Origin of the sequence: Pseudomyxococcus flavus, assembly GCF_050038885.1 — a bacterium.
Taxonomy (GTDB): Bacteria; Myxococcota; Myxococcia; order Myxococcales; family Myxococcaceae; genus Myxococcus; species Myxococcus flavus.
Window position 1 is genome coordinate 7,449,394 of sequence record NZ_CP143624.1, and the last position, 17,193, is coordinate 7,466,586.

The window sequence follows — 17,193 nt, forward strand, 5'->3', positions numbered from 1 at the left end:
GGCGGGCGCGCAGGGGCGCCTTTCGTGGGTCAGCTCGGTTCGGCCACCTTGACCACGAGCTTGCCGAAGTTGCGGCCCTCGAGGAGCCCGATGAATGCCTCGGGCGCCCGGTCCAGGCCCTCGACGATGTCCTCGCGGTAGCGGACGCGCCCCTCGCGAATCCAGGCGCTCATGTCCCGGTAGAAGTCAGGCAGCTGGCTGACGAACTCCCGCTGGATGAAGCCTCGCAGCGTCAGGCTCTTGGAGAGCACGTCGCGCATGACGATGGGCAGCCGGTCCGGGCCCTCGAAGGGGCCGGTGCTGTTGTACTGGGCGATGAGGCCGCAGACGGGGATGCGGGCGAACTCGTTGAAGAGCGGGAACACGGCGTCCCAGACCGCGCCGCCCACGTTCTCGAAGTACACGTCCACGCCCTTGGGGCAGGCCTCCTTCAGTTGCCTGGCGAAGTCCGGTGCGCGGTGGTCCACGGCGGCGTCGAAGCCGAGCTCGTCCCGGACATAGGCGCACTTCTCCGGCCCTCCCGCGATGCCCACCGCACGGGCACCCTTGATGCGGGCGAGCTGGCCCACCGTGGCGCCCACCGGGCCGCTCGCCGCGGCGACGACGACCGTCTCGCCGGGCTGCGGACGGCCAATCGTCAGGAGGCCGGAGTAGGCCGTGAAGCCGGGCATGCCGAGCACCCCCAGCGCCGTGGAGAGGGGCGCCGCCTTGGGGTCAAGCTTGCGCAGGCCCTTTCCGTTGGACAGGTCATGGGACTGCCAGCCGGAGTAGGAGAGGACGAAGTCACCCTCGGTGTAGTCCGGGTGACGGGAGCGGACCACCTGGGCGACGGTGCCGCCGACCATCACGGCCCCCAGCTCCACGGGTGGGGCATACGATTTGGCGGCGCTCATCCGGCCGCGCATGTATGGGTCCAGTGACAGGTACAGGACCTTCAGCAGGAGCTCGCCGTCTCGAGGCTCCGGCACGGCGGCGTCCTCGATGCGGAAGTTCGCTGGCGTGGGCCGGCCTTCGGGGCGGGATGCGAGCACGATTCGTCGGTGGGTCATCCGCATTCCGTAACCACCGTGCTGGGAAGCGTCAATCCAGACCTAGGGGCAGTTGAAGTAGACCTCGTCATCGTCCGTGGTCAGGGATTCCGGTGCCCCTCCACAGGCCAGTGCAAGGACAGACACGGCGAGCACCGAAGCGCGGCGGAGGGAGCGAAGCTGCTTCATGGACGGTCTCCTGGGGCGTGGGGCAAGGCAGACGCTACGAGTGCCCGTTGTATGGAATCAAACTCCAGGAGCGCAGCACCCCTCGCGCGCTCTCCTCGACGAGGTCCTCGATATCGTGCTGCGACATGGTCCGCCCTGGCTCCGGATGTGCGCGCGTGCATTGTTGGACGGCGGGAGCCTGTTCCGGCGGCGACGAGGGGGACGGCCAGGAAAATTCGCTCGTTGCGTATCCCCATCAGGTTTCCGTTCCCCATTCCACCGACCATTCCCATGACGCCCCGCTACAACCTGCTGTCGGCCGAGGTGAAGACCAATCCCTACCCGACGTACGCGGCCATGCGTCGCGACGCCCCGGTGTGCCAGGTGGACCCGGGAGGGATGTGGGCCGTGTCCCGTTACGAAGACGTGATGCATGTGCTGAAGAACCCGCAGCGCTTCTCGTCGCAGGGGTTCCGGGTGGCCACGAATCCGCCGTGGCTGGGCGGCAATCCCTTCTCCGAGTCGATGCTCACCATGGATCCGCCGCAGCACGGGCGACTGCGGGTGCTCGTCTCGAAGGCATTTGGTGTCTCGGCCATCGCCCGGCTGGAGAAACAGGTCCGTGCCTACTCGCGCGAGGCCGTAGAGGCGCTTCCCCTGGGGCAGCCCTTCGACGCCATGGGGCCCTATGCCTTGCGAATCCCCGCCAACGTCATCGGCGGCATCCTGGGGGTGGACCCTGTGATGCATCCGCGGCTCAAGCAGTGGGCGGACCTCATCACCGGTGGGGTCACCACGGTCCGGCCGGACGAGGAGGCGCGGAAGCAGTTGGCGCGTGATGCGGTGAAGGAGCTGAAGACGTACTTCGGCGCGCTGCTGGACGAGCGGCGACACTCCCCTGGCGACGACATGGTCAGTGACCTGCTATCGGCACGGGTGGAGGGGCAGTCGCTGACGGACGACGAGCTCATCGCCTTCCTGGCGTTGTTGCTGGTGGGTGGCATCGAGACCGCGGTGAATATGCTGGCGGCCTCCCTGGTGGTGTTGATGGAGCGTCCCGCGCTCTGGGCACGGCTGCGTTCAGAGCGCTCGCGCATCCCAGCCTTCGTCGAGGAGGTGCTCCGCTACGAGCCCCCCGCGCAGGCCGTGCCACGCATGACGACCGAGGAGGTGGAGTTGGGCGGCGTCCGGCTGCCCAAAGGGGCGCCGCTGCTGGTGCTCATCGGCTCCGCCTGCCATGACGACGCGCAGTACCCGGAGGGCGACCGTTTCGACATGGACCGGATGGGGCCGCAGAACCTGCCCTTCGGGCATGGGGCGCACTTCTGCCTGGGGGCCCAGCTGGCGCGCATGGAGGGCAGGGTGGCGCTGGAGGCGCTGCTGGACCGGTGCGGAGCGCTGGAGCGCGGCAGCGAGCCGGTGTCGTGGCATCGGACCTTGGTGGTGCGAGGGCCCGCCACGCTCCCTGTCGTGCTGCACGCCGCGTGAGCTCGGGACACACCCGAGCTCGTTCTGAATCCGGGCGCACTTCTCCCGATGGGGGGATGCCGGTAGCGTTGTACGTCCATGCGACGCCTTCTCCTTTTCCTTTGCGTGTGCTTGCCCGTGGCCACTGGCTGCCGGCATGTGGACAAGCCCTCTCTGCGAGCGGGCCATGGTCACCTCTCCCAGTCCATGGCCCGCTACCTGGACCAGATGAATGGTTCCATGGAGCCCCTCAACGCCTTGTGGAGACTTGAGGCGGAGCAGGCCACTCCGCGCCAGGAGCTCTCGGCGGAAGAAGCACCTGCCGTCTTCCAGGAGGTCGTTCAGGTGCTTTCGGGGACACCTTCCGCGGAACAGTTGCGGAAGGCACAGCTCGACCTCGTTGCTGCCTGTCGCGCGGAACTGCCCGAGGCTTGCACATACATGCGGGAGCAACTGAAGCGGCCCAAGCGGCTGTCGGGCGCGACGCCGTCGCTGACTCGAAGCGCGTTCGAGAAGAAGGCGGTGGCCGCGGTGGTCATCGGTGCCCGCCTTGGAACCAACGGTCGCCCGCGCGACTTCACAGTGGTGGAGTCCGCGCCTTTTGGCATGACCGAGGAGGTCATCAAGGCACTGAGTACGTTCATCTACGAGCCCGCGAAGCTGGCGGGCCATCCCATCGAGATCCCGTATACGTTCACCTTCAGGATATTTCATCCGGAAGTGAGCCTGTCCAAGGAACAGGAACTGCAATGGGCGCGTACACGCGTCTCTCAGTTTCCCGCTAGCAGTGCGGCCTGGGATAACCTTGCGCGAATCCTCGCGAGGGATGCGCCCGAGGACCCGTGGTATGGCAAGGCGCTCGATTCCCTGAACCGTCTGTCGCCTCAGTATTGGTGGTCCGCGACCGAGCTGGCGTGGTTGCGAGCGGAGGAGGGGAGGTACGCGGAGGCTGAGCCCCTGGCGAAGGTGGGGCGACGCTCCGCGCCCGAAAATCCCTACGTGCTAGAGACCGCGGCGCGGGTTGCCTTCCACCGCGGGCGGTGCCGTGAGGCTATCGAGGAACAGCAGTTGGCCGTGACGAAACTGCCCGAGGCATGGCCCGAGGAAGAACGGGCGCGCTTCAAACAGGCGCTGGAGGTGTATCAACGCGGGTGTTCGTCTGCATCGGCCCCGGCGGTCCCCTCCAACGGGTAGGGCCGTCCCCGGTCTCTCGGGGTGTCGAGAAAGCACTCGTTGGAAGCTGAGAGAGCGCCTCGTCGGCTCTCGTGGCGTCCCTGTGCTCGACGTGCCAGGTTGCCAGGCGTGGGGCGGAGTGAAGGGCCCCGCGCCGCGACACGGGCGAATGGCTCAGCGCCGCGTCTTCTGGCCCGCGTTGGTGGCGTCCGCCATGAGGCACATCACCGAGTACAGGTTCATCGTGTAGAGGCTGTTCTCTGGCTCCAGGTCCGCGGCCTTCTGGAACAGCGCGGTGGCGCGTTCATAGTCGCGCTGGTGGTTGAGGAGGATCATCCCCAGCCGGTTGTACAGGGGGGCGGGGGCGGGGAGCAGTCCGATACCTCGCTCCAGCAACTCGACGGCTTCCGCCAGGCGGCCGGATTGCTCCAGCCGGATGACCCGCTGGAGCACGTCCTCATTCGAGTCCTCCGCTCGGGCCGGCGGCGCCGCTGGCGCGGGAGGAGTGGCGGGTCTGGCGGCAGCTCGTGTCTCGGTTCGGCCAGGCTGCGCAGCCGCCTCCTTCCGCGGGGGCGGCGTGCTCCTGCCCTCGGTGTGCTCTGTGCGCGCGGGAGCTGCCCGAGCCGTGGGGGGCGGAACTTCGTAGAGCCGTGCGACGCCACGCTCCTCCAGCGACGCGAAGAGGGCGCGCAGCTCCACCTCCGACAGCTGGGTGATGAGCGCCAGCTCCGCCAGGGACGTGTGACCGTCCACCAACGACAGGATGTATGCCTCGAATGGGCTGAGCTTGAGGCTCGCCACGTTGAGCCCTCCCACGAGGAATGGCCGGGCCTGGGCGCCTCCGGTGGGCGTGTGGAACGTCGCGATGCGCGTGGCCTCTGGCCGGGGCGTGCCGTGCTTCCCGGTTCGTTCCGGCTGGGTCAGCAGCGCCCGGACCAGCGACACATTGTCCCGAGGCGGCAGTTCGTCCACGTTCCGCACCAGCAGCAGCTCGCAGCGCGCGCACTGGAAGTCCCCTGGCTGGGTGGGGGCGCCGCAGTGAGGGCACGCGTCATCCTCGGGCGGGTGCTCGAAGGCGAGCGTGTCCGCGTAGTAGTGCTTCCGGATGGCCGCCCGGATGGACCTGCGCACCGCGATGAAGGGCAGCACCTGCGTGACGCCCACGGCGCGGACGATTTCCTCCAGGGCGCGCTGCCGCTGGGGCTCCGCGATGGCCACGTACAGCACGCCCTGTGTCAGCCGGAGGGGCATGAAGTCGAAGCCCTCGGCCAGCCGCACGGGAACTTTTTCCAGCAGCGTGGGGGCCACCTGCGCCTGGGCCAGCTTCTCCGTGGACACGAAGCGTGTCTGGAGCGCCTGGGCCAGCAGCCGAAGGACCGGTGTCTCGTCCACGCCCAGGCGAACGAGGCACTCTCCCAGCTTCTGCCCCGTCTCCTGCTGGTGGGCGAGCGCTCGGGACAGCAACTCGGGCGTCAGCACGCCATCCAGCACCAGCCGCTCTCCGAGTCTCCGCGTCATGTCCCCTGATTCAAGGCGCTGGGATGCCCCTGCGTCCACCGAGAGTGGGCGCGATGCCGTATGGAATCGGGCGCGACGCGGTGCCAGCAGGACTTCAACGAATCGCAGCGAATGCTTGAGCTGATGACCCCGGGGAGAGCGCCTCGTCCCGCCGTGAGGCGACCTCTCTAGGCCGCGAGCAAGGCACGGGAGGGGAGGAAGGGGAAGCCACAGCGGGCGTGGACCCGCTCGTCGCCGGAATGATGATGCATGGGGCAAGGCCTTGCACGGCACATGCGCAAGACCACTCAATGTCAACCATCGTGGGTGCCAAGGGCTCCAAGTCAGACATGGGGGCGCATCATTCTCTGTGTGAAAGGGTACGCGCACGTCTGTGCAGGGCTTCGAGACGCGGGGGCGGTCGCCTTGGGCTGGAGTCCGCGCCCGGGTTGAGGGATACCGGCGGGCAGAATCGATGTGTGAAGCACCCCGAGACTCCTCATGCGTACCGTGCCCGTTCTCCTCGCCTGCCTCTCGTTGCTCCTGACTCACCGCGCGAACGCTCAGCCGCCGCCGTCTCCCATCGGGCCTGTGTCGCCCGCGACGGGGCTGGTGCTCCGAGACGACGTGGTCCGCGCGCTCATCCATGAGAGCTCTGGGGACCGGATCCACGATGGGGTCCAGCGCCTCGCGTTGATCGCCCGGGACACTCACGCGGGGTATTCCGAGGCCGCGGCGTGGATGCAGCGGGCCGCCGAGGCCGCGGGCCTGCAGGACGTCCGGCTGGAGCCCATGAAGAGCGGCCCCCAGTGGCGCGCCACGCGTGGCGAGCTGTGGGTGGCGGGGCCGCAGCGCTACCGTGTGACGTCGCATGCGGACATGCCCATGGCGCTGGCGGTTGGCAGTGGCAGCTTCGAGGGCACGGACCTGGAGCTCGTCGACGTAGGGTCGGGTGCCCAGGATGCCGAGTACGCGGGCAAGGCGTTGAAGGGCAAGGTGGCGCTCATCGATGGGCATCCCACCGCCGCTTTGCGCCAGGCCGTCGTGCGGCATGGCGCGGTGGGGGTGGTCTCCTCGTACTCGACACCGCCGTGGAATCTGCCCAACCGCATGGACGGTGACTTTCCGGACCAGGTGGGCTGGGCCCTGGTTCCCCCGAAGCTGATGCCGCCGGGGGCGCCGGCGCCCTTCCTGTTCATGGTCTCAGACCGGGTAGGACGTGAGCTGCGCGCGCAGTTGCGGACGGGGCCCGTGAAGGTGGACGTGAGCGTCGCCACCGAGCAGGCCCCAGGGCACTTCAGCATCGTCAGCGGTGTCATCCCCGGGCGTCAGCCGGGAGAGGAGATTGTCCTCACCGCGCACCTGGACCACTACAAGCCGGGCGCGGATGACAATGCCTCGGGGGCGGCCACCTTGCTGGAGATGGTGCGGACGTACACCTCGCTCATCCGTCGCGGGGTGCTGCCGCCGCCGGTCCGTACGTTGCGCGTGCTGTGGCTGCCGGAGTTCGAGGGGACGCGGGAGTGGTTCTCTCATCATGCCGAGGACCCGGTGCGCCGCGTGGCTCACTTCAACTTCGACATGCTGGGCGCCGGCCTGTCGCGTGTGCACTCGCGCTTCCTGGTGACGTACACGCCGGACTGGAACGGCAGCTTCGTGAATGCCGTCTCCGAGTCCACGGTGGCCTTCATGAACCGGTTCAACGCCGTGGTCTACCCTCCGCGGAAGGACTTCCGTATCGACTCGGTGACAGGTTCCCGGGATCCGCTGGATGCGCGCATGGACCGCTACAGCCGGGGCTCGGACCACCAGCTCTTCAACGACCATGGCATTCCAGGCGTGGCCTTCACCACGTGGCCCGATGATGCCTACCACACCAGTGAAGACCGGCCGGAGAACGTGGACCCCACCCAGCTTCACCGTGCCGCCTTCGCGGGCCTGGCGACTGTCACGGTGGCGGCCTGGACCCATGGCACCGAGGCCGTCGAGCTGGCGCGTCTGGTGTCGGTCCACGGCGCGCGCCGGGCGGCGGAGGACGAGTTCAGGGCCCGCCGCGACCTGGCCGCGGCGTCCCCCTCCGAGCTGTCTGTCAGCTACCGGCTGGCCCGCGCGGTGGTTCGCGCCGCCTATCAGCGCGAGCGAGAGGCCCTCCGCTCATGCCTTCCCCTGGGCGCGTCCGCCGCCACCGTGAAGGCCATGGTCAAGGCACTGGACACCGCCGAGTCCCAGGCGCTGAGCCGCATCGAAACGGACGTGAAGCTGCGCGGCCCGGTTCCCAAGGAGCCCGCCCTCTCCGACGCAGAGCGCCGGGCGCGGGGCTTCATTCCGCGCAGGGTGAAGGGCCAGGAGCTCGCGGCCTTCGACGAGGTCACGGGCAAGCTGGGCGCCGAGGACCAGCCCCGGCTGGCGGCGGTGAAGGCCGCGTTGGACGCCGCGACCACGGCCCTGCGTCAGAGCGGCGAGGGCGAGCTGCGTTTCTATCAACTGGCCGATGCCCTCGCGAGCTACGCCAATGGTCAGCGCTCCGTCGCCGACATCCGTGACGCTGCCTATGCCGAGTACGGTCATGTCTTTCCCATCGAAGCGCTCGTGGACATGTTCGTCTTGCTGGAGCGAGGCGGCGTCATGACGCGGGCGCGGTGAGCGGGCGCGGCGTTGCATCAGGCGGGGGCCGTGCCCTTCGGAGGCCGGCCATAGAGCCTCCGTAGCTCATCCTTGGCTTGCTCGAGCGCTCGCCGCCGTTCCGGCGCCAGCCTGCGGCCCGCCCGGTTCTCGAAGAACGTGAGCATCGACATGGCGGATTGGAACGGTGAAGCCTTCCGCCGGCTGCTTTGTTCCGCCGAACGTTTCAGGGAGCGGGCCATGTCCTTCGGGGCTCGCGTGAAGACGCCCTCTTCGAGGTCGAGCGCATTGCTTCGCTCCGTCACGTCGCAGGACCAGCGACGTTCCTGCTGGGCGCCACCCGGCTCACGCTGGTGATGCGCTTGCCTCGGGGCGCGCTGGGATGGCTGCGCTGTCGTTCCGGCCTTCCTGATTGCCTCGGAGGACTTCGCACCGCGGCCAGTGGCCTCTGCCTTGGCCGGGCGCGCCCGCCGGGATGTTCCTTTGCCTGGGTTCACGTCCAAGGACTCCGGAGTTGGGGGCTCGCTTCGAGGTCAAGTGGATGGGGGCCCGTGGCCTCCATGCAGGCGATGCGAGATGAGTCAGCCGGTATCTCCTGCCGGTGCCCTGCGTCCTGGCGTTGGCAGGCCACACACCGCCTTTCGTGAGGCTGTTCATGGCGTGACTCGTCGGCAGGCTCGGCGTTCCGTGCCGCGCTGGGGCGGCCGGGTCATGAGGGCGGTCGGAGGCGGCTGCCTGGCTCGCCGCGATTCAAGCCTCGCGACGGGCCTTCGCTACCGTCGGCTGTGGCCAGGAATGCACTGTGCGGTCGGCGGCCCGGCGTAGGGGACGCCAGGCCGGCCATCTTCGAATATCGAGCGCTATTCGAAGACCTCGACCTCGGCGAGGCTGAGCGGTCCTCCACCAAGGAGCTGGACCTTGACGTAGCGGCCCGAGCGACGCACGGGAATGCGCGTGACGGTGCCTGCCTGGCCTGGGTGCGGGAACTCGTGCCACGTCGTCCCGTCCGCGGAGACCATCAACTTGAAGTTGGAGAGGCGCTCCGCGCAGCAGTCCGTGCGGTTATGGAGTACCACCGAGCCAATCCATCGCTGTGCCTCGAGGTCGACCATCCACCAGGGCTGCGGGTCCTGTGGCGCGCCCAGGGTGTGGGTCACCGAGAGGTTGGGGAAGACGCCATCCGTGTTCCCGTCGACCGCTTTCCAGGCCTGAGCGTCATTGAGGAGCGAGGACTGAGTGGCGGGCTTGTTCAGCGCCAGGTTCCTGAAGGGAATCTGGGCGAACATGCCCGTGGGCGTACCATGGCTGTCCTTCTGGGTCAGCGTGAGCGCGGCGTCGTCCACCATCACGTCCAGATAGGCACCCGAAGTGGCCGCGCCCGATACGAAGGAGAGGAACCGATCGGGCCCCGAGATCCGGCCCGCGGGTCGATAAAAGAACTCCTGGAACGGCGAGCCCGGGCCTCGGTGGTTGTGCCCCGTGAAGATGGCGATGACGTTGTAGCTCGCGATGGCATCCCAGTAGGCCACGCGCTGCGCCTCGGTCCACCAGTACTTGCCGTTCTCCTCACCCGTGGAGAAGGGATCGAAGCCGTAGTGATGGATGAGGACCACCGGACGTCCCGAGGTCCCGACATGGAAGGCCAGGTCCATCATCAGGAAGACGAGCGAGTCCTTGGGAGAGTGCTCGGGACGGGTGGGCGATGCCTCCGTCCCCGGGAAGAGGTTGAGCTGGACGAAGTGGATGTCATGCCAGTCCCACGAGTAGTGAGGATTTCCACGGAGGGTCAAGACGGTGGACCGCTTCCGCTCATGAATGTCGTTCTGGATCTCCACACGGTCGACGCACGTGGAGTCCATTCCAGACGGGAGTCCGCAGGCGAACTGCTGAGCGAACGTCGCCTCGTGCTGGTCATGGTTGCCGATGCCGTCATAGACGAACCGGCTCATGCCCGAGATGGCACGCTTGTACGAGGCGAACTCGTCCCGTGGCCGGGTGTTCTGCGTCAGATCTCCGGCGACCACCATGCCCCGAACCTGCGGATTCTGGCTGATGGCGTTGACCATCGTTGCCAGCGTTTGATTCGCGGTGCTGTTGTCACCGCTGTTCTGGTACTGGGGGTCGCCCGTCACCAGGAACCGGACGTCCCGCTTCGTGAAGCCGACACCATAGTTCGACTGGTAGATGAGCTGGTGGTCGTGTGTGAACGACTTGCAGTAGTAGTTGGGCGGGAGGCGTAGATGGGAGCGATCCTCCTGCTCGACGGACGCATACCCCCCTGCCTGCAACGGCACCACGCAGTTGAACGTGCCTACCTCGAACTGCGCACGGAGCATGGCACCTTGCGTACCTGCAGGGTTGCAGTCCTTGTTGCTCCAGTGACAGCACGCATTGGCACCGGCCGAAACGTTGGAGCTGAAGTCTCCTCCAAGGACTTTCACGTCCGCCGACGCATTGATGCTGTTGTAGAGGCAGAACGCCGAGGCTGCGCCAGGCACCAGCAGGGACAGCGCCACGGCGAGAACGTGTGAGGAGGGCGGTGAGAGCAGGGGCGGGCGGTGTTTTTCGAGCATGCGGTTTCTCTCGACGTCGAGGGGGCGCCCGGGTGGGGGCCGGGCGCCGCGCTCGGATAGCGCGCGGGTTCTGCTCTGTCCAGGGTTCTTGGATTTGCTGGTTGTCGAGTGGGATTGCCCGTGTTCGGGAGCATTCCGGATGCTCACGCGCTTCTGGCGCCATGCCGCCGCTCAGATTGCGACGAGCGCAATGGCTAGCGCGGGCAGGGCGCCCTGGATGATGCTGGCCGTGAGGAAGCGGCGGTTGGTCGACACGAGCACCAGCGCGGCCAGCGCCATGCATGCACAGCCGAACATGACCACCGCGACGCCGGAGGCGACCGCGTCGGTGTGCACGAGCGACACGCCTGTCAATACTCCCAGCGCGAGGAACAAATTGTAGAAGCCCTGGTTGAGCGCCATGGGCTTCACCACGTCCGCCTCCGCCTGCGACTTCAGTCCGAAGCGCCGCCAGACCTTCGGCTGCGAGAAGACGATGCTCTCCATGACGAAGAACAACACGTGAATGAGCGCGGCGATGACCGCGAAGCCCTGTGCCAGTGGCGACATGATGACTCCCCTCCGGAAGTTCGCTATTCTGAACCAGTCAGTTCCGAATCATATTGAAACGATCGGTCCAGAATTGTCAAGGAGGGTGACGTGGCGCGGACGCGTGCGTTCGACGAGACGGAGGCGGTGCGCAAGGCGCTGGGGGTGTTCTGGTCCAGGGGATACGAGGCCACCTCGCTGGCGGACCTGGAGGAGGCGACGGGGCTGAACCGCTCCAGCCTGTACCAGGCGTTCGAGAGCAAGCGGGGGCTGTTCTCGCGGGCGGTGGCGCTGTACCTCCAGGAGGTCATCACCCCCCGGCTGGCCGTCTTCGCCACGAGCCCGGCGGGCCTGGCGCAGGTGGCGGCGTACTTCGAGTCGCTCGCGACGACGATGCTCACCGCGCCGCCAGCCCTGACGCGCCGCGGGTGCCTGCTCGTCAACACGGCCACGGAGCTGGCCCCGCATGACGCCGAGGCCCATCGCGCGGTGGAGGACTACCGGGCCCTCTTGCAGGGACACCTGACGAAGGCCCTGGAGGCCGCGGCGCGGTCGGGTGTCATGCCGCGGAAGACGGTGGCCCGTCGGGTGGAGCTGCTGCTGGGCTCCGTCATTGGCGTGCTCGTCACCGCGAGGTTGGACCCCGCGGCGGCCGCGAAGCTCGCACGCGCCGCCGCGAGCGAGGTGGAGGGCTGGGCCGGCGCAGGGGGGCCGTGATGCGCGGCCCGCGCTACTTCTTCGACGACAGCCAGGCGACGATGAGCGATGCGAGGGTCGCGGCGGCGGTGCTCTCCGGGATGGTGCCCCGGAGCATCTCGCGCGAAATCGCTTCCGCCGCGCCGATGATGCCCACGCAGCGCTGCCGCAGCGTGTCCCGGGGCAGCTCGCAGTAGGGGGCGAGCGCCTCCTGGTAGTGGGCCACGTAGCCGTCGAGCACGCGCTGGTAGAAGGACTCCATCTGCCCGTCGCCCTTGAGTGCGGCGGAGACGGCGTGCAGCTCCGGCCCCATGCTCATGTAGCAGTGCATGTACGCCGCGCTCATCACCTTCGCCACGTCCTCCAGCTTGCGGCGCGTCCGCTGCAACGCCTCGGTGAGCATCGCCATCTGCTGGCTGTCGGAGCGCTCGTACAACGCCATCAACAGGCCGGCGCGCGTCTTGAAATGCTCGTAGGGGATGGGCTTGCTGACGCCCGCGCGCTCGGCGAGGTGACCGAGCGTCAGCGCGTCCGTCCCTTCCTCCCGCACGATGGCCATCGCCGTATCGAGCAGTTGGTCGCGCCGCTGGGCCTTCGGCAGCTTCTTGGTGGAGGTGTCGCTCATGGAGACGTCGTGGACTCGCTTCTGGGCTTAGTCCTCCCGGTACCGACTCGCAACCGGCGACCGTCCCGTACGAATTCGTGGCGAACCTACTTTTGGTAACTTACTGTTCGTAGGGTTACCAGGACAGTCCACCGCGCCGCCCCGGCGGCCACACCTGTCGTCTGCCCGAAGGGGCAGGGGAGTGCATTCGTCATGTCCACGAACTCGCAGAAACCCGTACTCATCATTGGAGGCTCGGGCGTCGTCGGCTCCCTGGCCGCGAAGACGTTGCGCCAGCTCCAGCCGGCCTTGCCCATCACGATTGGCGGTCGTGACCTCGCCCGCGCGGAGGCTGTGGCGCGGGAGCTCGGGAACGCGGATGCCGCCCGCGTGGACCTGGGGCGGCCGGACCTGGGCCAGCCCGGGTCGCGGGCCTACAGCGCCATCGTGATGTTCGTGAAGGACGACACGCTGAACTCGCTGCGCTATGCGCAGACACAGGGGGCGGCGTATCTGGGCATCTCCACGGCGCTGTTCGAGGTCGCGCCCGAGGTGGCGTACTTCATCCACCAGCCCACGCGCTCCGCCGTGCTCATGGCCAGCAACTGGCTGGCCGGCGCGGCGACGCTCTCCACGCTGCACTTCGCCCGCGCGTTCCAGTCATTGGACGCGATTGAAATCACGGCCGTGCTCGACGAGCAGGACGTGGGGGGACCGGCGGCCCTGGTGGATTTGGAGCGCCAGACGAAGGCTGCGCCGAGCAGCCTCGTGCTGGAGCAGGGCCGCTGGCGCTGGGCCGAGGCTGCGAGCTCGGCACGTACCGTGCGTGGCGTGGATGGGCACGCGCTCCACGCCCAGCCGTACTCGCTGCTCGACCCCGCGAGCCTCGCGGCGGCGACCGAGGCGAAATCCGTCCGCTTCGATGTCTCGGTCGGGATGTCCTCCTCGCGCCGCCGAGGCGAGCCCTTCTCCACGGAGTTCATCATCGAGCTGGAAGGCGTGCTCGAGGACGGAACGCGGGCGCGCGTCCGCCACGAGGTCACCCACCCGCGGGGGCAGGCGCCGGTGACGGCGATGGGCGTGGCCGTGGCCGTCGAGCGCCTGCTGGGGCTCTCGGGTGGAGCCCCCGCGGCGCCGGGGCTCTACCTCCCGGAGACGCTCATCGCGCCCGAGTACCTGGTGCAGCGCCTCCAGGAGAGCGGTGTCCGCTTCAGCCGCGTTTGAACCTGTTCCTCTCTCATCGCCCTAGGAGCTTCATCATGTCCACGAACACGCTGAATCCCGTCCTCATCATCGGAGGCTCGGGCGTCGTCGGACGCCGAGCCGTGAAGGCCCTGCGTCGACTCCAGCCCACGCTGCCCATCTGGATTGGGGGCCGTGATCGCGACAAGGCCGCGGCGCTCGCGAGCGAGGTTGGCCTCGCGGAAGCGGTGCGCATCGACCTGGAGCGGGACGACCTGGGACTTCCTCCGGACGCAGCCGTCAGTGGGGTCGTCGTGCTGCTCAAGGACGACACGCTACGTTCCATGAAGTACGCGCAGGCGAAAGGCGTACCGTACATCGCCTTCTCCGACTTCGCGTTCGACATCGGGCCCGCCGTGGCGCTCCACGCGCATCGTCCCGCCGCCGCGCCCATTCTCTTCCTGGGGCACTTCCTGGGGGGCACCATGACCCTGGCGACGCTGCACCTGGCACGCGAGTTCAAGAAGGTCCACGCCATCGAGATGGGTGGCCTCTTCGACGAGGAGGACGTGGGAGGGCCGGCGGCGTCCGGTGACATGGAGCGCTTGACGCGCGGCGTGCCCAGTCCACTGATTCGTCAGGATGGGAAGTTCGTGTGGGCCTCGGACGAGGCGGCCTCGCGTGTGTTCCACAGCGCGGATGGTACGGCGTGGACGGGCCGTGCGTATCCCTTGCTCGACGTGGTGAGCCTCGCGGCGACGACGGGCGCGGCCACGGTGCGGCTCGACTTCGCAATTCGGGCCGCGGCTCAGCGTCCGCAAGGGCAGGGGGCTGGTTTCGAGACAATCATCGACATCACCGGCGAGCTGCCGGATGGGACGACGGCCCGCGTCCGCCATGCGCTCGTGGACCCGGATGTCCACTCGGGACTGAGTGCCCTGGGCGCGGCGCTCGCCACGGAGCGGATGCTCGGCCTCGCGGGAGGGCCGCCCGCCGCGCCGGGATTGCACCACCCCGAGGGGCTGCTGGACCCGGCCTACGTCGTCCAGCGCATGCAGGAGTCGGGGACGCGCATCTGGCGGGTGTGACCCCTCCAGCGGACCTTCACGCAGGTGGACCTGGACGCGCCAGGTCCGCAGAGCCGAGCCATCCTAAATGTATCGGCATGGTGGGCGTAGGGTCGCCAGTTCCGGGCTGGCGGCTCGGTGGTCTCCTCGGTTCCCGCCGTGTGGACGCTCTCCGCCCTGTCTTGATAAGGTTGTAACTGCAACTTCAAAGCACGTATCGCGACAAGGAGCCACGAATGGCGCTATCTCGTTGGGTCGTTGGGATCTCCGCGCTGCTTCTTGGCGCTTGCGGTGGTCCGGCCGAGTCAGGGGCCGGGCTTCCAGTGGGTGACACGGCCTCGGTGGAGCAGCGCTCGGAGGAGCCGGGCGGTGGAACGCGGTATGGCCAGCATCGGACCTACTACCACGACGCAGCCAAGCAGAACTGGGCGGGGGCGTGGCACGCCGACTGTTCCGGGTACATCACGCAGTCGGGGCAGGTGACGGCGTATTTCACGGACACCTTCTTCCTCTGCTCGTAGCGAGAGCGGTGCGGCGTTGTGAGGACTGACCATGGCGGATCAGGCGACTCCCAACCTCCCGGCCATCGACTTCGAGGCAACGTCTCAGTTCTATCGACGGCTTGGCTTCGAGCAGCGCTGGCGAGACGACAGCTGGATGATCATGACGCGGGGAAGCGTCAAACTGGAGTTCTTCCATCATCCCGGCCTGAATCCGGGGGAGAGCTGGTTCAGTTGCTGTCTGAGAATGGATGACCTGGACGGCTTCTACGCCGTGTGTCAGGCCGCTGGCGTGCCTGAGCAGAGCCGAGGCTGGCCTCGGCTGCATCCGGCGACGATTGAAAAGTCAGGGCTCCGGATGGGCGCCCTGATTGATTTGAACGGAACCTTGCTCAGGCTGATCCAGAACTGAGCTGTCCGTCGTGTTGTTGCAAACTGGGCCTGAGCGACTCCTGGAGAATCGTCCTACGAGAACGGACTCGTCGGCGGGGCGCGGCTGAGCGGGGCGCCAGACGTAGACGAACTGGGCCTGGGGCAGTGATTCAGCAGGCCAATTCGAGCCTGCATGGCGATATGTGGGGCACGCACGGTGCGTTCTCAGGAGTGTCCTCCGAGAGCCAGGCCCGGGCGCGGAGGCCATGCTCCATCCCGCCTTGCCCCGGGCAATGCCGAGAACGTCGTCATGCGCTCACACCTTTTGATGTGGTTGACGGTCGGGCTCCTGTTGGGCGCGTGCGGTTGCGCCGTCACGCCCGAGACCCGCCAGCAACTGGTGGAGACCACCAGCGGCAATGCCGTCTACAAGCTGCCGCCCGACGCCCTGCTGGCGACGACGCGACGCCTGCTCGCGGAGCAGAAGTACGAGCTGCTCCCCACCGCGGACCCGCTCTACATCCACACCACCTGGCGCATCCGGGGCAACACGGACCTGGGCGCCGCCTGGTCCCGTATCTTCGTGCAGGTGCATCCGCTGTCGGACGGCCGCTCCGTGGTGCGGGCCTACCGGATGGACTACACCACCAACGGGCGCGCGCCCTCGCATCCGAGCATGGGCGCAGGCAATCGAGACGCGAAGCTGGGGGAAGGCGCGGCGGCGTCCTCCGTCCCGGGGGAGCCCCTGTCGCCGACGCGGCCCGTCGTGCGCCGCGCCATGGATATCGAATGGGAGGTGCTTTCGCGTGTGGAACCCCGGCTCGCCGCCCACCTGGAGGCCCGTGCGGAGGCGTACCTGGCCACCGGCAGGAAGGACCCGAGCGAGCCCACCGAGGAGTGAGCACGCCGTCGGGCCCCCAGTCCCCGTGTCAGTGCATGCCGCCCCACCGGCTGGGCGCCGATGAGGCGCACCGGCTCACCACATCGGCTCGCTGCGCTCTACAATCTCCGCCACGAATGCGTCTTCGGTCGTTGCATCTGATTGAAGCGCAGTCGCTGGCGTGAACCACAAACAGCCTCGCCCATTCATGAGCTCGATCACCGCACGCGGCACTGCCCGAAGGTACGAAGGGATGCGCTCGTCGTGGAGATGCTCGGCGGGAACGAGCTCGACCGGCTCTTCGACGACGGTGGACCAGTTCCCTGCCTCATCTTTGTACGCGAAGGTCACGATACAGAAGAGGCCTCCTTCCTGCCAGACCGTCCCCTCGGACACGATGACTGCCACCTTCGTGTTGTCGACGAGCGGGACTGGAAGGTCCTTGAACGACTGCTTGCAGATGCTCAGGGGGTCGTGCATCCATTCCCAATAGCTCAGCGGCCCCGGGCGTTACCATCCCTTCGAGGAGGGCGCGCCGTCGGTCGTCTTCGCCCCGGGATTTCTTGAGACACCTCTCCGGGGATCGCCCCCTCTGGTTGGGGCCGAGGCCAACCTCGAGAGCCGCGAGCCGGAACCTGCGGACGGAGAGGTGCTGCGGCTCGAGGCCGGGGACGCAGGTGGACATCCGGCGGTCCTCCAGTCCGCCGGCGGAGGCCATGGGCCATGCCTTCGCGAAACCGCTGGACGCGGCCTCCAGAGCGCAGGGGGATGACGACGCCGCGTGCGAGCGTGGGCAGGCCCTGGCGCGCTCCTTCGCGAATCCCCAGGTGGCCTTC

17 protein-coding genes are annotated in these 17,193 nt (G+C 67.8%); 9 read left to right on the top strand and 8 right to left on the bottom strand.

The annotated features are described in order from the left end of the window. Positions 1 to 29: 29 nt before the first annotated feature. On the bottom strand, positions 30 to 1,049 hold the full coding sequence (locus VZL07_RS30955; RefSeq protein WP_426751546.1) for an NADP-dependent oxidoreductase: 1,020 nt from the start codon (positions 1,047 to 1,049) through the stop codon (positions 30 to 32). A 42-nt stretch (positions 1,050 to 1,091) separates the two neighbouring features. After that, entirely contained in the window at positions 1,092 to 1,217 is a 126-nt protein-coding gene (locus tag VZL07_RS30960; protein ID WP_426751547.1) for a hypothetical protein, read from the bottom strand. A 270-nt stretch (positions 1,218 to 1,487) separates the two neighbouring features. Between VZL07_RS30960 and VZL07_RS30965 the strand changes: the two genes are divergently transcribed. After that, complete coding sequence (locus tag VZL07_RS30965; RefSeq protein WP_426751548.1) at positions 1,488 to 2,684, top strand: cytochrome P450; 1,197 nt, start codon at positions 1,488 to 1,490, stop codon at positions 2,682 to 2,684. 186 nt (positions 2,685 to 2,870) lie between these two features. After that, positions 2,871 to 3,857 carry a hypothetical protein gene (locus VZL07_RS30970; RefSeq protein WP_426751549.1) on the top strand — a complete coding sequence of 329 codons (987 nt, stop codon included), beginning with the start codon at positions 2,871 to 2,873 and terminating at the stop codon, positions 3,855 to 3,857. Positions 3,858 to 4,010: 153 nt separating this feature from the next. On the opposite strand, the gene VZL07_RS30975 is transcribed toward VZL07_RS30970, so the two are convergent. Continuing rightward, positions 4,011 to 5,354: a hypothetical protein gene (locus VZL07_RS30975; RefSeq protein ID WP_426751550.1), complete on the bottom strand. Its 1,344-nt coding sequence runs from the start codon at positions 5,352 to 5,354 to the stop codon at positions 4,011 to 4,013. A 480-nt stretch (positions 5,355 to 5,834) separates the two neighbouring features. Between VZL07_RS30975 and VZL07_RS30980 the strand changes: the two genes are divergently transcribed. Next, on the top strand, positions 5,835 to 7,976 hold the full coding sequence (locus VZL07_RS30980) for a M28 family peptidase (RefSeq protein ID WP_426751551.1): 2,142 nt from the start codon (positions 5,835 to 5,837) through the stop codon (positions 7,974 to 7,976). 17 nt (positions 7,977 to 7,993) lie between these two features. Here VZL07_RS30980 and VZL07_RS30985 read toward each other — a convergent pair whose 3' ends face one another. The 3 genes from VZL07_RS30985 to VZL07_RS30995 all read right to left on the bottom strand — a co-directional run bounded on the left by VZL07_RS30985 (position 7,994) and on the right by VZL07_RS30995 (position 11,077). Then, positions 7,994 to 8,452: a DUF3175 domain-containing protein gene (locus VZL07_RS30985; protein WP_426751552.1), complete on the bottom strand. Its 459-nt coding sequence runs from the start codon at positions 8,450 to 8,452 to the stop codon at positions 7,994 to 7,996. A gap of 363 nt (positions 8,453 to 8,815) precedes the next feature. Beyond that, a complete protein-coding gene (locus tag VZL07_RS30990; RefSeq protein WP_426751553.1) occupies positions 8,816 to 10,528 on the bottom strand; it encodes a discoidin domain-containing protein in 1,713 nt (570 codons plus the stop codon). Between the two features lie 171 nt (positions 10,529 to 10,699). Further along, positions 10,700 to 11,077 (bottom strand): DUF1304 domain-containing protein, encoded by a 378-nt coding sequence (locus VZL07_RS30995; protein WP_426751554.1) that lies wholly within the window; start codon positions 11,075 to 11,077, stop codon positions 10,700 to 10,702. A 90-nt stretch (positions 11,078 to 11,167) separates the two neighbouring features. Between VZL07_RS30995 and VZL07_RS31000 the strand changes: the two genes are divergently transcribed. Continuing rightward, positions 11,168 to 11,773, top strand: a complete 606-nt coding sequence (locus VZL07_RS31000) for a TetR/AcrR family transcriptional regulator (RefSeq protein ID WP_426751555.1) — start codon at positions 11,168 to 11,170, stop codon at positions 11,771 to 11,773. A gap of 13 nt (positions 11,774 to 11,786) precedes the next feature. On the opposite strand, the gene VZL07_RS31005 is transcribed toward VZL07_RS31000, so the two are convergent. Beyond that, entirely contained in the window at positions 11,787 to 12,377 is a 591-nt protein-coding gene (locus tag VZL07_RS31005; RefSeq protein WP_426751556.1) for a TetR/AcrR family transcriptional regulator, read from the bottom strand. Between the two features lie 192 nt (positions 12,378 to 12,569). Here VZL07_RS31005 and VZL07_RS31010 point away from each other — a divergent pair, with 192 nt between their 5' ends. The 5 genes from VZL07_RS31010 (at position 12,570) to VZL07_RS31030 (ending at position 16,378) form a co-directional block, all read left to right on the top strand. Continuing rightward, positions 12,570 to 13,580 (top strand): NAD(P)-dependent oxidoreductase, encoded by a 1,011-nt coding sequence (locus VZL07_RS31010; RefSeq protein WP_426751557.1) that lies wholly within the window; start codon positions 12,570 to 12,572, stop codon positions 13,578 to 13,580. A gap of 35 nt (positions 13,581 to 13,615) precedes the next feature. Then, positions 13,616 to 14,626 (top strand): NAD(P)-dependent oxidoreductase, encoded by a 1,011-nt coding sequence (locus tag VZL07_RS31015; protein WP_426751558.1) that lies wholly within the window; start codon positions 13,616 to 13,618, stop codon positions 14,624 to 14,626. A gap of 215 nt (positions 14,627 to 14,841) precedes the next feature. Then, the gene (locus VZL07_RS31020; RefSeq protein ID WP_426751559.1) at positions 14,842 to 15,126 is read left to right on the top strand and encodes a hypothetical protein; all 285 of its coding nucleotides are present in this window, start codon (positions 14,842 to 14,844) and stop codon (positions 15,124 to 15,126) included. Between the two features lie 31 nt (positions 15,127 to 15,157). Next, positions 15,158 to 15,517, top strand: a complete 360-nt coding sequence (locus VZL07_RS31025) for a bleomycin resistance protein (RefSeq protein WP_426751560.1) — start codon at positions 15,158 to 15,160, stop codon at positions 15,515 to 15,517. A 270-nt stretch (positions 15,518 to 15,787) separates the two neighbouring features. After that, a complete protein-coding gene (locus VZL07_RS31030) occupies positions 15,788 to 16,378 on the top strand; it encodes a hypothetical protein (protein ID WP_426751561.1) in 591 nt (196 codons plus the stop codon). Positions 16,379 to 16,453: 75 nt separating this feature from the next. On the opposite strand, the gene VZL07_RS31035 is transcribed toward VZL07_RS31030, so the two are convergent. Continuing rightward, a complete protein-coding gene (locus VZL07_RS31035) occupies positions 16,454 to 16,837 on the bottom strand; it encodes a hypothetical protein (protein ID WP_426751562.1) in 384 nt (127 codons plus the stop codon). Positions 16,838 to 17,193 lie beyond the last annotated feature (356 nt).